The organism is Solwaraspora sp. WMMB762 (genome assembly GCF_049179115.1).
Taxonomy (GTDB): domain Bacteria; phylum Actinomycetota; class Actinomycetes; order Mycobacteriales; family Micromonosporaceae; genus Micromonospora_E.
On sequence record NZ_JBMHMD010000001.1, the window covers coordinates 962,579 to 977,030 of the forward strand.

The following is a 14,452-nucleotide window of genomic DNA, read 5'->3' on the forward strand; positions in this document are numbered from 1 at the left end:
CAGCACAAGTCACGGCGGCAGGTGGGCGGTGGTGGCGAACTCGACCAGTTCGAGGCCGTCGCCGGTGTCGACGTAGCGGGTGATCGACGCGTTGGCGACCGGCGTGCTCGCGATGATCGCGTCGAGTTCGGTGAACGGCAGGCCGTCGAGGAGATGGCGGGCCGCGATGACCACCGCGTCGTGGGCGACGACCAGGACGCGCCGGCCGGCGTGGTCGCGGTCCAGGTCGGCCAGGACGGCCTTGACGCGCGCGACGACGTCGTCGAACGTTTCACCGCCGGGCGGGCGGTAGGCGTACGGTCCGTCTGCGGCGAGCCGGGCGGCTTCGGCCGGGAACCGCTGGGTGATCATCAGTGGGGTGAGTAGTTCGAGGTCACCCATCAGCCGGTCGCACAACCGTGCGTCGATGACCGCCTCCGGGCAGGGCGCGCCGAGCGCGGCGGCGGTGCCGGCCACCCGGGTCCAGGTCTGACGGGCCCGCAGGTACGGGGAGCAGACGACCACGTCGGGCCGCTGGTCGGCGGGTCGGGTGGCAAGCCAGCGGCCGAGGTGGGTGGCCTGCTGCCAGCCGAGCGCGGTCAGCTCGATGTCGGCGTCGCGGCCGGTGAGGCCGTGGTCGGCCAGACCTCGGGCGTGGGCGTCGGCGAAGGCCGCGTTCGCGGTGCTCTGCCCGTGGCGGACGATGGTCAGTTGCGCGACGGTGTCCATCTGTTCATTGTGTCCGGTCGGCGCGTGATTCGCGGCCCCGGCACCGGGCGGCCCTGACCGCCGGTGATCGGGCCACCGGCGGTCAGGCAGGAACAGGTTCCCCGTCGCGCGGAGAGTTCTCGGTCCCCGTGGGTAGCGACCCTCAGATGCCGCAGCTCGACGCCGACCAGGACCGGCTCGACGTGGCACCCAGGTGAGTGTGGTCACTGTGGCCGGGGTAGCCGGGGCCGAGGATGTTGCTGAAGCCGTGGTAGCGGGCCTGCTGGGCGATCCGACAGAACGAGGGCGAGCCGACCAGGTCGACGCCGTCGCCGTACAGGTGCCGGCTGTTGGAGGCGCCGCCGACCGCGCTGTTGCAGGAGTAGCTGCGGAAGCCGCTGCTGACATAGAGCGGTACGTTGCCGAGCGCCCGCCGCATGGCCTGCAGTTTCCACATTGACACGAGGGCGTTGAACTTGGCGGTGCTGGCGGACACCGCGCCACCGGACCAGCTGCTGTTGCACTTGTTCATCTCGGCGTAGCTGAAGTTGGCCGGAGTGCAGTCGTTGTCCTGGAGCGCGTAGATCTTGTTGAAGGTCTGCGGGCCGGCGACGCCGTCGGCGGACAGACCATAGGCCTGCTGGAAGCGGATCACGGCGGACCGGGTGGCGGGTCCGTATACGCCGTCGAGGGCGAGCACCGCGCCGTAGCCCGGGTAGCCCGAGACGCGGATCTGCAGCTGCTTGACGTCGTTGCCGGACATCCCCTGGGAGAGGGTGCGCCCCCACGTGTAGCAGCCGTCTGCGTGGGCCGCGCCACCTGTTACGACAACGCCCGCGAGGGCGGTGGCGGCGACGAGGGCGCAGGCGGCGAGCATCCGGCCAAGCCGGCGGATAACAGTCCTCATTGTCTTCCCATCGACAAATGACGATCGGCCGGCATGGGTAGATCATTCCGGCCAATCACCCGATGGTCAAGACTCACTACTCTCTGTCATTCGCAACCTGGCGCGGCGGTGCGCTTCCCATGCCAGGGCAGCCTTGGCCATGCCGTTCTTCCAGGGGTTCGGGTCGGCGGCGGCGATCTGCGCCCACATTCGGGCGAGGGCGGACGCGAAGACGTCGACGGCCCGGGTCGGGGCGCTGGTCCAAGCTGGCGCTGGGCTTACGCACGCTTCGGCCTGCTCCGGGGTGTGCCCGGCGAAGACCAGGCGCACGATCAGACAGCTCGGGTCGATGAACCCGGCGCCGAGCGTCGGCCATGCCCAGTCGACCAGGCGGGCCGCGTCCCCGTCGATGAGCACGTTGTCCGGGCTGTAGTCGGTGTGCAGGAGGGTGTCACCGCGCAGCAGGGACAGATCGGCTGGCTCGACGTACGCCGCCCATCGCCGCTCGGCCCGTTTGAGCTGGGGCAGGTCGGGACACCAGAGCAACGCCAGGCGCTGCATCGTGTCGACGACCTTCGGCAGGTCGGGGGAGCCGGGTGCGTAGTCAGCGTGTCGGCCGGGGGCGCCCTGGAAGCCGAGCAGGTTCCAGCCGTCCACCTCGGTCTGCCACAGCAGTTCGGGGGAGAGCGGGCTGACGTATGTGCTGACCGCTGCTTCGCGCTCCTGGCTGGCGACCCGGGGGTCGTCGGTGCGCAGGCCCTTGACGAAGATGGGCCCATCGGTGGTGCTCAGCAGGATGGCGATGGCGGAGTTCTTGCCAGCCTCAGCGGTACGGGCGGCGCGGACGGTGCTGGTGCGGTGCTCGATCGCCGCGCGAACCGGGGCCGTCAGGTGGTCCCAATCGGTTCGCTGCATTGTCGCCCTCGCGGTCTTCGATCATCGAGCCGCGAAGGAGTCTGCCAGATGCCGCCGTGCCCGGCCTGCACGACAGGCCGGGCACGGCGGGATTCGCTCGATCAGTACGGGTTGTCGACTGCGGCGATCCGCTCGGCCAAAACGGCGGGGGTGATCTCGGTGGCGGGCAGCCACGCGAAGTCGTGAACCTCCTCGGCCTGCAACGTCACGTCCCGGGCGGTGGTGGCGAAGGCGTAGCGCAGGTCGAAGTGTTGGTGGTCGGGTTCGCCCTTGGCCGGGTTGGCCGGGATCGGGTGGACGTCGATGTCGATCGGCGTCTCGTCGAGCAGAGTCAGCGCCGTGCTGCTGATGCCGGTTTCCTCGGCGACCTCGCGCAGCGCGGCCCCGACCAGGGTCGGGTCGTCGGGTTCGAGGTGTCCGCCGGGGCGCAGCCAGGTGTTGAGCACGTTGTGCCGGATGTGTAGCACCCGCCGGTCCGCGTCGAGGACGAGCGCCGAGCAGGTGACGTGCCCGGTGAACGTCGCGCGGGAGGTCAGGTCGCCGGGCTTGCGCAGGGCGGCGGTCAGTGGGGCGAGCCGGCCGACCTCGTCGGGATGGCGATCCAGATAGCCGGTGACGGTCGCGGCGATGTGGTCGGCGTCGATCATCGGTGTGCCCCCGGAGGGTTGAAGTGGGCCAGCCAGATTCCGGCGATGCGCTGCCGGTCGGCCTCGGGCACCTCATGGTAGCCAGGCTCGACCTCGCCGCTGGCGCACCGAGTGGCAGCGGCGAGGATCTCGGCCTGTACCAGGAAGATGAACGCTCCGACCGAGGCACCGTGCAGGAAGTTGACCGCGTTGCCGCCGGAGAGGAGGTAGAAGTAGTGCCCGACGGTGGTGTAGCGGGTGACGTGCTCGGCTACCACGCTTTGCTCGTACACCCCGGTCAGGGTGTCGAGTTCGAGTTCATCCTCGCTGGAGGTGACCGAGGCCAGGTAGGCGCCGTTGGCCAGGCCGGTGAAGTCCTCGCCACGCAGCGCCAGGTTGCCGGTGGCGCACATGACCATTCCCGCCGTCGCCAGCGCCGCCGGGCGGCTGGCCGCGACATGGAAGCCTTGCGCGAGGGCTTGCGTGGCGCGCACCGGGTCGGCGTCGTAGACGGTGACCCGCACACCCTTGGCGTGCAGGGTGCGGGCGATGCTGGATCCCAGCTTGCCGAAGCCGACGACGGTCGCGGCCCGACCGGGGAGAATGTCCCCGCGCGAGCGCATCAGCGCCTCGGTGGAGAACACAACGGACTGACCGACCAGGTGATCCTCGGACTGCTTGAGCGGGCTGCGTGCCACCGAGTAGACCGCACACGGCGGCTTGCCCAGTTCGAGGTAGCGGCGATGGCCGTTCTCGGTGTCCTCTACCACGCCGAGGATCCGACCGGAGAACCGATCGCACAGCTCGGCCAGCACCGGAGCGAAGTAGCCGCCCACGTCGAGCAGTATCACTGCCTTGCCGGCGGCGCGCTGTTCCAGATAGGCACACGCAGCATCCGGGTCGGCGAACCGGTCTCGGGACAGCTCATCGACCGAGTAGGCCAGGCCCACCGTACGGGCTGCGGCGCGGTGCACGCTCTTGGGTTTGGGCAGCACCCCGGCCACCGGCGTGATTCGGTCGACCGCGCGGATGAACGGCGGCCGGTCCGCCAGCAGATGTGTGATCACCAGCGAGCGGGTGTCGGCACCCGCCGGGTTGCCTGTGTGGGTGACGGCGCGGAAGTAGCGGTCCAGGCGGGCGGTCTCAAAGGTCTCCACGGCAGGGACTCCTTAACAGACGGGCGAGCACGGCGAGAGCGTCTTGGCGGCGCGGTGTCCGCCGCCGGTCTGATGCTTAGCGTCACCATTGGGTGCCGGGTTGTGAACACCTGCGGTGTTGCGGCAACATCGGCAGCGACAAATCCGCTTGGCACCCGATGGTGGTGGGGATGGACGCTGGCGACGCCGTCCGGCAGGTTTTCGGTATGGCGCTGCGCCAGCTGCGCACCGAGGCTGGCCTGTCGCTGCGGGCACTCGGCCAGGCCACGCACTACGACTACAGCCGCATCAGCCGCGTCGAACGCGGCGAACACCTCATCGACGCGCAGTACGTGCCCGCCCTTGACGCCGCCCTCGGCACGGGTGGGCTGCTTGCCCTGCTGCACTCGCTGAACCCCGACGCCGAAACCGTCCGGGCGACAGGTCGGTTGACCCTGCCGACCGGTGGGCTACACGTCGATGATGGCGATAGCGTGACCTTGCAGCTGCAGACACCGGACGGAAGGACCGTACGAGTGAGCCTGTCCCGACGCGACCTCGGCAAGCTCCTCGCCAGCGGCGCGCTGCGCGCGGTCGTGCCTGCCGGTGTCGCTGACGTCGACGCCGCAGAGCGGGTGTCGAAGGTGCTGCGCGCTCCCCGCCGGGTCGATCCCCAGGTGCTCGACTACTTCCACACCTTGCTGGAGCAGCATTTCACCGCCGACAAGATGCTCGGCCCTCGCCAACTGCTCGGCCCAGTCATGGCGCAGATCCAGGTCCTCGACGAGCTGCGCCGCCACACCCGCCCTGGCACTACCGAGCCGACGCTACGGCTGCTCGCGCAGTACGCCGAGTTCGCCGGCTGGCTCCACCAGGACGCTGGCGACACCTCCGCTGCGATGTGGTGGTCGGATCGGGCCAGCGACTGGGCTCAAGCCGTCGGCGACTACCAGATGGTTGCCTACATGCTCATTCGCAAGTCCAACATCGCGCTGGCCGACGCCGACCCGGTGGGCGTCGTGGATCTGGCTGCCGCCGCGCGTAAGGTACCCGGCCCGGTCAGCCCCAAGCTGCACGCTCTGGCCGCGCAGCAGGAAGCCCGCGGCTGGGCGCTGTGCCGCGACGCCGAGGCCTTCCAAGACCGCCTCGACCTGGCCGCAGAGCTCCTACGCGAGCATCCCGACGACGTCAACGAGGACGCGCCCGTTTACCTGCACCATTACAACCTGGCCACCTTGGAGGAACAGTCCGCCTCCGGCTACCGGGCGTGCGGGCGGGCCGAGATCGCTGTGGCCATCCTGGAACGCCAGATCGCGGCAACACAGACGCATCTGCACCGAGATACCGGCCACCAGCTCGCAAAACTTGCCAACGCGGTACTGGCAACCGCAGAGCCCGAACCCGAACGCGCCGCCGCACTCGGGTTGCGCTGCGTGGCGACCGCACGCGACACCGGGTCGGCCCGCATCTCCGCCGAGTTGCACACCCTCGACCGCATCCTGACCCACCGCTGGCCCACCCTGCCTGCTGCGGTCGAGCTGCACGAAGCTCTGGCCTCCGCCTGACCGTTCCTTACGGCTGCTCGCGTTCGCTGGCTGTACTCGCGGGCTGATCTAAGCGGTGTGTAGCCCTGGTCCGCCGCTGCGTGACAGCCGGCGGACCAGGGCTACATCGTTGATCGGGAGTGGTGCGGGGTCAGTGTGGGGTCTTCACCGTGTCGACGAAGTGCTGCCAGGCGGCGGTGTCGAAGGTGAGGACCGGGCCGGTCTGGTCCTTGCTGTCGCGGACGGCGACGCGGTACGGGTGGCCGGCCACCTCGACACAGTCACCGTCGGCACCGGACCGGGTGGACTTACGCCAGACGCCGTCAGCCTTCATCGTCGTACTCCTTGGCGATCCGGGTGATGAACTCGGTCGATTCTAGCGGGGTGAGGCAGTGTTGCTTGAGTGACGACCAGATGCCCTCATAGGTCTCGATCTCGATGGGTTTGTCGAGGTAGACGGCACCACACGGGCCGTCGGAGTAGACGGTGGTCGGCTCGGGCGGGCGGACGCTGACCTTGGGGAAGGTCAGGATGGAAAACGACCCGACCTCTGGCCTGCTCGGAAGTCCGGCGGCGAAGGGGAGGACCCGGACGGTCACGTTGTGGCGTTGGGTGGCGACGGCGGCGAGGTGCCGCAGTTGGCGCGCCATCGCGGCCCGATCCTTCGTCGGACAGCGAAGGGCTGCCTCGCCGATCACCACGTCGAGATCGGGGGCCTGTGGGACGACGCGGGCGAGCAGCTTCTGCCGCTTGGACCGCACTTCGATGCGTGCCTGCTGCTGGGCCTGGCTCAGGTCGGGGTTTCCGGTGGTGATGATCTCCGTCATGTACTCCAGGGACTGGAGCAGACCGGGGATGACATTCGGCTCGTACTTGCGGATCGTCGAAGCGGCGGCTTCGAGGCCGACGTACAGCTTGAACCATTCTGTGATGGCGTGGTCGTAGGCGTGGTACCAGCCGCGTGACTTGGTCTCGCGGGCCAAATTACGCATCGTCGTGATCGTTTCCGGGGGCGCGCCGTAGAGCCGGCACATCGCCTCGGCGTCGTTCGGGTGGATCGGCACCTGGCCGCCCTCGTAGCGCCAGATGCGCGGCGGCGACCATTCGAGTGCCTTGGCCGCTGCGGCGACCGTGACATGTGCGTCTTCGCGAAGCTCTCTCAGATATCGACCCAGTTGCCTGCGCGGGACAGTGCTGCCGGCGTCGTCCACGAAACCCCGTCCTCTCGTGTCGCGTAATGGTGGGTGGATGTTGGGTCCGAACCTACCGGTGCGAGATTGCGCTGAGCCAGATGGCGAATAAGCATGATGTGAAGGAAGAGTTCAGTGATCATGGGAAATGTGTTGCGAGAAGGGTTGACAAATGCGGTTGAGGTCCACACGCGACGGCGCGATACGGTTCGCACCGCGACACGCCCGGAACTGGCGGCGACTCGGCCGGTACTGCCGCTGCGGAATACGCTGGCCATGCCCCGACAAGTACCTGCCGTCGACCATCGCCCCGTACCTGCACAACACGCCGGTCCCGCGTCCGAAGCCGACGGATCGGCCGCCAAACCAGTCGCCGCAGTGGGATCGCGGCCCCCGATGGAACCAACCCACCGCGTACGTGTGGGTCGCCGGCCTGTTGACGCGCGGACAGCGTGCCCGAGTGAACGGGGCACACTGATGCACATCGCGTCCCGCCCCCACTGGAATTGTCGCGAGTGCGGTACGGAATGGCCGTGCGAAAGCGCCAAGATCGAGATCACCGCCGACTGGGCGAACGACCGGGTCGGGATGTGCGTCTACCTCGCCACCCTGATGTACGAGGCGATCGACGACCTGCTGGAATGCGACGCCGAGCAGCTCAGCCCACCGGACCTGTACCGCCGGTTCCTCCGCTGGCCGGACCAGGTCGCCGAGTCCGAAGCTATTGCTCGGCTGTCAGCGCGTCCCGGCGAGCCCTGACCGCTATTGCCTCGTCCCCGCGACCAAGCCCGTCGAGTACGTCCGCCAACGTCCCCAACGCCCCGACCAGGTCCCCGACGTACGCCATTGGGATTTGCTGGTACAGCTTCTCGTAGCGCTCGACCGACTCGGTCGCGGCGGTCAACGCCTCAGGCAGTTCGTACTGGTGGGCTGCCCGTACCCAGGCTTCGGTCCAGAGCGACCCGGCGAGGTCGGGTTCGTGTGCGGCGGGGTTGACCTGGGCGAGCCGGCGGCGGATCGTGACGGCTTCGGTGGTGGCGGTCAGGGCTTCGTCGCGCCGGCCCAGGTTCGACAGCCGGATGCCGAGGTTGTTCAGTGACATGGCGAGGTCGGGTTCGTAGGCGGCGGGGTTGACCTGCGCGAGCCGGCGGCGGATCGTGACGGCTTCGTCGGTGGCGGTCAACGCTTCGTCACGTCGGCCCAGGTTCGACAGCCGGATGCCGAGGTTGTTCAGTGACATGGCGAGGTCGGGTTCGTAGGCGGCGGGGTTGACCTGCGCGAGCCGGCGGTAGATGTCGGCGGCTTCGACGGTGGCGGTCAACGCTTCGTCCCGCCGACCCACACCCGACAGCCGGATGCCGAGGTTGTTCAGTGACATGGCGAGGTCGGGTTCGTAGGCGGCGGGGTTGACCTGCGCGAGCCGGCGGTAGATGTCGGCGGCTTCGACGGTGGCGGTCAACGCTTCGTCACGTCGGCCCAGGTTCGACAGGTCGACGGAGAGGTTGTTCAGTGACATGGCGAGGTCGGGTTCGTAGGCGGCGGGGTTGACCTGCGCGAGCCGGCGGTAGATGTCGGCGGCTTCGACGGTGGCGGTCAACGCTTCGTCACGTCGGCCCAGGTTCGACAGCCGGATGCCGAGGTTGTTCAGTGACATGGCGAGGTCGGGTTCGTAGGCGGCGGGGTTGACCTGCGCGAGCCGGCGGTAGATGTCGGCGGCTTCGTCGGTGGCGGTCAACGCTTCGTCACGTCGGCCCAGGTTCGACAGCCGGATGCCGAGGTTGTTCAGTGACATGGCGAGGTCGGGTTCGTAGGCGGCGGGGTTGACCTGCGCGAGCCGGCGGTAGATGTCGGCGGCTTCGACGGTGGCGGTCAACGCTTCGTCACGTCGGCCCAGGTTCGACAGGTCGACGGAGAGGTTGTTCAGTGACATGGCGAGGTCGGGTTCGTAGGCGGCGGGGTTGACCTGCGCGAGCCGGCGGTAGATGTCGGCGGCTTCGACGGTGGCGGTCAACGCTTCGTCCCGCCGACCCACACCCGACAGCTGGATGCCGAGGTTGTTCAGCGACGTGGCGAGGTCGGGTTCGTAGGCGGCGGGGTTGACCTGCGCGAGCCGGCGGCGGATCGTGACGGCTTCGACGGTGGCGGTCAACGCTTCGTCCCGCCGACCCACACCCGACAGATCCCTGCCGAGGTTGTCCAGCGACATGGCCAGGTCGGGTTCGTAGGCGGCGGGGTTGGTCCGGGCGAGGCGGCGGCGGATCGTGACGGCTTCGACGGTGGCGGTCAACGCTTCGTCCCGCCGACCCACACCCGACAGATCCCTGCCGAGGTTGTTCAGCGACGTGGCGAGGTCGGGTTCGTAGGCGGCGGGGTTGGTCCGGGCGAGGCGGCGGCGGATCGTGACGGCTTCGGTGGTGGCGGTCAGGGCTTCGTCCCACCGACCCGCGCTGGACAAATCGACACCAAGGCTGTTCAACGATTTCGCGAGGTCGGGTTCGTAGGCGGCGGGGTTGACCTGCGCGAGGCGGCGGCGGATCGTGACGGCTTCGTCGGTGACGGTCAATGCTTCGTCCCGCCGACCCACACCCGACAGATCCCTGCCGAGGTTGTTCAGCGACGTGGCGAGGTCGGGTTCGTAGGCGGCGGGGTTGGTCCGGGCGAGGCGGCGGCGGATCGTGACGGCCTCGTCGGTGGCGGTCAGGGCCTCCTCCCGCCGGCCTGCCTCCGACAACCGAGTGCCGAGAGTGCCAAGCAACCTCGCCCGCGTTGGCTCATCTGCGGAGGCGAGCCGATGCGACGTCAGTCGCTTCGTGATGGCGGCTTTGGCGATGGCCAGGCCGACATGCAGTTGTTGCGGCAGATGTGGCTCGATCGCTTCTAGCGCGGCGATGTCGAGCGTGTCGATGTCGACGATCCGCGCCAGGACGGTGCCGCCGGCGGCGACCGCCAACTCGGGGCGCTCACGCAACAGCGGGGAGAGAAGCCGGGACGCGACGTGCGGCCAGCGGATCGCGGTCTCGACCAGCACCGTCAACGCCGCTGCCGACCAAGGCGGCTGACCAGCACCGTCAGAGTCGATCCCGGTGATCAGCCGGGTGATTGCCCTGTCGGAGGATGGGTCGGTCGGGGAACCGGCCACCCCGTGGCCGGGAAGTCGTAGCGCGATGAAGTCCTCGCCGAGCCGGTCCGGATACAGCGGCTCTAGCACCTTGTCCGGCTCCGTCGGCGGGTAGCAGACCGCATGGTCGGTCAGGACCTGGTCGGTGGCGTCCAGCGCGCACACGCCGGCCGTCGTCAACGCGGTGACACCGCCGTCGTAGTCGAGCGGCCGGGTCAACGTCGCCGTGCACACCGTACGGCTCAGCACCTGCGGGGTCGTAACGAAGCTGGCCCGCTGTTCGTACAGCTTGTGCCAGTGGTCGACCTCTCGGCGCAGCAGGTAGGCCGACAGGTCCCGATCGCCGGTCGGTGCGGTCTGCTGACGCGCGGCGGCGTCGACCGCGACCAGCGCCGCCATGTGGATCACCAGGATCTGCCGGTACGCCTCCCCGGTGGCCAGATCGGCCGGCGGCTGAATCGAGGGGCCGTCGATGCCGTACGCGTACGCAAACCGGTTGGCGGCCTCGGTGAAGATCCGCTGTCGGTTTGCGGGGCTGTCGGTGGCTGGGGTCAGCGCCACGACGTCGGCCGCGTACCCCAGCGTCGTCAGGTCGTGCTGATGCGGCCACAGCGTCGACTCTGGGCGGGCGAGCAGCAGCAGCCGGGTCGGTACACCCTGGCGCAGCAGCCGGTCCTTGAGTAGATCCCGCAGGTCTTCGGCGGGCCAGCGTTCGGCGTAGTCGACGATCACCAGCAGGCCACGCCCGGTTGCCTCGGTGGCCTCGGGCGGGTCGTCGGCGGCGAGTTGGCTGCGGTGCCGGGCGACCGCGACCGCCCAGCCGGCGGCGATGCTGTCTGCGCCGAACTGGGCCGCGAGCCGGGTCTTGCCCTGCCCGCCCGGCCCGTGCAGCAGCCGCACAGCGACCCCGCGCGCCGGGTCGTCGCGCCAGGCGGCCAACTCGGCGCGGTCGGCGTCACGCAGGGCGGTGAACGGCACCACCTGATTGTTGGCGGCGAGCAACATGCTCGGCTGGTCGACCAACGTACGCGGGTCCGGTGGCCGCTGCGGCTGCCACCGCTCCACCCGGTACGCCGGCCGCTGCTCGTAGATGGTGATGTGCTGGTCACCGGCGGCCTGGAACACCTGCCCGTGGCCGCTGGCCTCGCCGCGCAGATGGATGTCCGTTCGGGTCACCGCTCGGTGATGTGCTGGTCGCGGCCCGCCTGGTAGACGCGGGCGTTGTCTTTGGCGTTGGCGGTCATCGTGATGCTGCCCGCCTGCTGCTGGTTGGCAGGCGGCAGCAGGGGAGTGAGGGTGTCGTCGAGGAGGCGACGCAGCTCGGCGGCGAACGCCGGATCCTGGCGGATCAGCCGCTGCAGTTTGCGCTGCCAGTCGTCGACCAGGCCCCGCTCGGCGTCAGTGTCACCGTCGCGGCGAGCGGCCATGACCTCCTCGCGTACCTCGGCCAGCTCGGCGTCGACGGCGTCGGCCTGCTGCGGGCGTACCCGCCGCCACAGCGCGACCGTCCCGTCACGAGCCTTCTCCCACGCGTCCGTCGCGATCGCCTGGATCAACGCGGCACCGGTCGCCGCCGCGATCGGGTCGATGTCCACTATGCCGCCACTCCGTCCGTCCGAGTTGGCAACCACAGTAGACCCGCACCGCCAGTGGATCAGACCGCTGCTCTGTCGGATCCGCTACAGCTGGGGAGACGGCGGCAGCCGTCATTCCTCTCCCGCTGGTACGCGCACCACCCGCCGCGTGCGGAGATCGACCCGCCAGCCTGCGGGCCACCGGTCATCTAGCCGATCTCCCCCGCCGACAACAGCGTGAAAGAACGTTTGCCGAGACTCGAAAGTCGCGCCCTGAAACCACGCGGTACCCGAAAAACCGGTACCGTCAAAGTACGCATCGCCAATGAAAGTGGATCCGTGAAACCATGCGCCACCCATGAACTTCGCCCTGTCGAACCTGGCGTCTCCGGTGAAGGTCGCGCCGGCGAATAAGGAAAGTCGGGTGAAGGCAGCGCGACGAAACCAAGCGGTGCCTGTGAACTTCACTCCGCTGAACCGGGCATTGTTCAGGTCGCAGTCGCTAAAGTCGACGTCGAGGAGGGTCGCCTCGGTCAGATCGATGGCAACTCCGTTCCAGTAGGTCGGGCTCAGCTTGCGGTCCGCCGTCTTCGGTCTCAAGTGGCGGGCGAGGATGCGCTGTGCGGCCAGCCGTACCTGGCGTTCCTCGCGGGGGTCAGGTCGCGTCGGCTGATTCGGCGTCTCGGCGGTGTCCGTGGCCTCCGCCGCGTCGGGCTCGGCACTGCTCCGATCTGACTGCTCCTCGGTCGGCGGGGTGTACGGCATGCGCAGGTAGGCGCAGATGACCTCGACGATGCTCTGCCGGTGCACCGGGTTGTCCTGCGCGAGGCGTTCCAGGGCGTACAGGCCGGCCAGGCGTACCGGTGCCTTGTCGGAGCCGAGCTGCTCGGCGGCCTTGACGTACAGCTCGGTGACCCGTTTCTCGCCCGCGTCGTACTCGGTGGCCTGCTGGGTCCGTTCGGTGACCTGCTGGCGGCGTAACGCCAGCAGCAGCGCGGCGGCGGCACCGGCACCCGCGCCGACTGAAAGGCCGGTGCGGATCGTCTCCACCCGCAGCTGCGCCGCCTCCAGCGGCGTCCCGACACCGGCCGGGACGGTGGTCTGCAGCGCCCACACCGCCGCCCAGGTGATGCCGGCGACGACCAGCGCGCCGGCCACGATCATCCAGGTCGGCAGCGGACGCAGTGGACGCTGCGGCGGTACGGGTGCCGCCGACGACTCGCCCGCCGGCCGCGACCGCCGCCACAGCACCCCGCCGACGGCCAGCCCAGTCACCCCGACCACGGCGAGCAGCAGCACCAGCCAGTGGCCGACGACCAGCCGCCCCAGCGTTGACCACGCCCGACCGGGTAGCAGCAGTACGGCGGCGGCGAGCAGGGCCGCCGCGCCCGCCGCTGCCGGCGTCGCCGCCTTCCAATGCCTGATCACCCGGGTGTCCCGCCGTCCGCCGAAAGCCATCCTCGGGGCACCACAGTAGAGCCGTACCGCCAGAAGGGTCGGACCGGCGCGGTGTCGGATGCCTTACGGTGCAGGTGTCACAGCGGGGTGGGCAGGACCCGGACGGCGGCGGTGCGGGACCACTCGGCCAGCAGCAGGGTGGCGTCGTCGTCGGGTGGGCCGCCCCGGTGGTCGGCGACGGCGCGGGCCAGCCGCCGTACCGCCTCGGGGGCCGGCAGCCCGGTGGCGGCCTGCCGTTCGGCGAAGTCGACCAGGCGGCGCAGACCGAACGGCTCACCGGTGCGCACCCCGGCCTCGGGCACGCCGTCGGTGAACAGCAGCAGCTGGTCGCCGGGTTCGAGGATCTCCTCGCCGACTCGGGCGGCGGTGTCCGGGATGCCCAGCGGCAGCCGGCGGCCGGCGCGCAGCTCGCGGACCATTTTTCCGCCGCGCAGCAGCAGCGGCCTCGGGTGCCCGGCGTTGACATACCGCAGCAGCCCGGTCTCCAGGTCCAGATCGGCGAGGAACGCGGTGACGAACCGGGCGTCGGTGAACTGGTCGGTCAGTGAGGCGTCGGCGGTGCGGCCCTGGGTGACCAGGTCGTGGCCGCAGCGGCGGGCCGACCGGACGGCGGCGATCACCGTCGTGCAGGCCAGGCCGGCTTTCAGGCTGTGCCCGACGGCGTCGAAGATCGCCAGGAAGGCGTGGTCGCCGTCGATGGCGTAGTCGAAGCCGTCGCCGCCGACGTCGTAGCAGGGTTCGAGGACGGCGCTGACGGTGATCCGCTGCGTGGCGGCGGTCAGCGGCGGCAGCACCTGCGACAGCAGTTCCCCGGCGACGGTCGCCGACCGGGACCGGCCGACCAGTCGCAGATGGTCGCCTTTCGGCCGGGTAGCGGTGATCAGATGCCCGATCAGTCCGGCGACGGTTTCGCAGCGGCGGCGGGTGTGCGGGCCGGCAGCGTCGGCCGCATCGTCGAAGACGTACTCGATGACGCCGAGCCGGTCGGTGCCGTCGACCATCGGAATCCACCACGCCGGCGCGTTCAGCGCCGGGATCGACTCGACCAGGGTGAAGGCCCGTCCGGCGACGGACCCCTCGACCGGTTGCGGCTGCGGGTCGGCCCGGCCCGGCACCGGTACGGGCCGCAGCGTGTGCTGCTCCTCGTCGGCCAGGTAGATGGTGGCGTGCACGCCGAGGGTGGCCATCACGTCGGCGAATGCGCCGCCGAGCTCGTCGGGCTGGAACAGGTGGGAGCGCAGCAGCACGTCGCTGAGCGCGTCGAGCCACTGTCGTTCCGGCGTGCGTTCCATGGCCGCCACCCTACGACGTGGCAGGT

At 69.6% G+C, this 14,452-nt stretch carries 14 protein-coding genes; 3 read left to right on the top strand and 11 right to left on the bottom strand.

All coding sequences use genetic code 11. The annotated features are described in order from the left end of the window. Nucleotides 1-9: 9 nt before the first annotated feature. The 5 genes from ACN27J_RS04545 to ACN27J_RS04565 all read right to left on the bottom strand — a co-directional run bounded on the left by ACN27J_RS04545 (nt 10) and on the right by ACN27J_RS04565 (nt 4,271). Nucleotides 10-708 (bottom strand): histidine phosphatase family protein, encoded by a 699-nt coding sequence (locus tag ACN27J_RS04545; protein WP_421363882.1) that lies wholly within the window; start codon nt 706-708, stop codon nt 10-12. Between the two features lie 142 nt (nt 709-850). Then, the gene (locus ACN27J_RS04550; RefSeq protein ID WP_421363886.1) at nt 851-1,594 is read right to left on the bottom strand and encodes a D-Ala-D-Ala carboxypeptidase family metallohydrolase; all 744 of its coding nucleotides are present in this window, start codon (nt 1,592-1,594) and stop codon (nt 851-853) included. A 66-nt stretch (nt 1,595-1,660) separates the two neighbouring features. After that, nucleotides 1,661-2,488 (bottom strand): hypothetical protein, encoded by an 828-nt coding sequence (locus tag ACN27J_RS04555; RefSeq protein WP_421363889.1) that lies wholly within the window; start codon nt 2,486-2,488, stop codon nt 1,661-1,663. A 101-nt stretch (nt 2,489-2,589) separates the two neighbouring features. Continuing rightward, the gene (locus ACN27J_RS04560; protein WP_421363892.1) at nt 2,590-3,135 is read right to left on the bottom strand and encodes an NUDIX hydrolase; all 546 of its coding nucleotides are present in this window, start codon (nt 3,133-3,135) and stop codon (nt 2,590-2,592) included. Next, nucleotides 3,132-4,271, bottom strand: coding sequence for an adenosylhomocysteinase (locus tag ACN27J_RS04565; protein ID WP_421363895.1), 1,140 nt, complete (start codon nt 4,269-4,271; stop codon nt 3,132-3,134). The genes ACN27J_RS04560 and ACN27J_RS04565 overlap by 4 nt, the downstream gene beginning before the upstream one ends. Before the next feature lie 170 nt (nt 4,272-4,441). On the opposite strand from ACN27J_RS04565, the gene ACN27J_RS04570 reads away from it, so the two are divergent. Then, complete coding sequence (locus ACN27J_RS04570; RefSeq protein ID WP_421363898.1) at nt 4,442-5,815, top strand: helix-turn-helix domain-containing protein; 1,374 nt, start codon at nt 4,442-4,444, stop codon at nt 5,813-5,815. Nucleotides 5,816-5,945: 130 nt separating this feature from the next. On the opposite strand, the gene ACN27J_RS04575 is transcribed toward ACN27J_RS04570, so the two are convergent. Together ACN27J_RS04575 and ACN27J_RS04580 are read right to left on the bottom strand one after the other, a co-directional pair. Beyond that, nucleotides 5,946-6,128 carry a DUF397 domain-containing protein gene (locus tag ACN27J_RS04575; RefSeq protein ID WP_289212847.1) on the bottom strand — a complete coding sequence of 61 codons (183 nt, stop codon included), beginning with the start codon at nt 6,126-6,128 and terminating at the stop codon, nt 5,946-5,948. Beyond that, entirely contained in the window at nt 6,118-7,005 is an 888-nt protein-coding gene (locus tag ACN27J_RS04580; protein ID WP_421363901.1) for a helix-turn-helix domain-containing protein, read from the bottom strand. Before ACN27J_RS04580 ends, ACN27J_RS04575 begins: the two co-directional genes overlap by 11 nt. Before the next feature lie 456 nt (nt 7,006-7,461). On the opposite strand from ACN27J_RS04580, the gene ACN27J_RS04585 reads away from it, so the two are divergent. Then, entirely contained in the window at nt 7,462-7,743 is a 282-nt protein-coding gene (locus ACN27J_RS04585; protein WP_421363904.1) for a flavin reductase, read from the top strand. Here ACN27J_RS04585 and ACN27J_RS04590 read toward each other — a convergent pair. The 3 genes from ACN27J_RS04590 to ACN27J_RS04600 all read right to left on the bottom strand — a co-directional run bounded on the left by ACN27J_RS04590 (nt 7,706) and on the right by ACN27J_RS04600 (nt 12,834). Continuing rightward, on the bottom strand, nt 7,706-11,278 hold the full coding sequence (locus ACN27J_RS04590) for a tetratricopeptide repeat protein (RefSeq protein WP_421363906.1): 3,573 nt from the start codon (nt 11,276-11,278) through the stop codon (nt 7,706-7,708). The two genes, ACN27J_RS04585 and ACN27J_RS04590, sit on opposite strands and share 38 nt — an antisense overlap. Continuing rightward, nucleotides 11,275-11,697 (bottom strand): hypothetical protein, encoded by a 423-nt coding sequence (locus tag ACN27J_RS04595; RefSeq protein WP_421363909.1) that lies wholly within the window; start codon nt 11,695-11,697, stop codon nt 11,275-11,277. Before ACN27J_RS04595 ends, ACN27J_RS04590 begins: the two co-directional genes overlap by 4 nt. A 111-nt stretch (nt 11,698-11,808) precedes the next feature. After that, on the bottom strand, nt 11,809-12,834 hold the full coding sequence (locus tag ACN27J_RS04600) for a pentapeptide repeat-containing protein (RefSeq protein ID WP_421363912.1): 1,026 nt from the start codon (nt 12,832-12,834) through the stop codon (nt 11,809-11,811). On the opposite strand from ACN27J_RS04600, the gene ACN27J_RS04605 reads away from it, so the two are divergent. Then, on the top strand, nt 12,803-13,153 hold the full coding sequence (locus ACN27J_RS04605) for a hypothetical protein (protein WP_421363915.1): 351 nt from the start codon (nt 12,803-12,805) through the stop codon (nt 13,151-13,153). The two genes, ACN27J_RS04600 and ACN27J_RS04605, sit on opposite strands and share 32 nt — an antisense overlap. A 58-nt stretch (nt 13,154-13,211) precedes the next feature. Here the strand turns inward: ACN27J_RS04605 and ACN27J_RS04610 are convergent, their stop codons facing one another. Further along, a complete protein-coding gene (locus ACN27J_RS04610) occupies nt 13,212-14,426 on the bottom strand; it encodes a PP2C family protein-serine/threonine phosphatase (RefSeq protein WP_421363918.1) in 1,215 nt (404 codons plus the stop codon). Between the last annotated feature and the right edge of the window lie 26 nt (nt 14,427-14,452).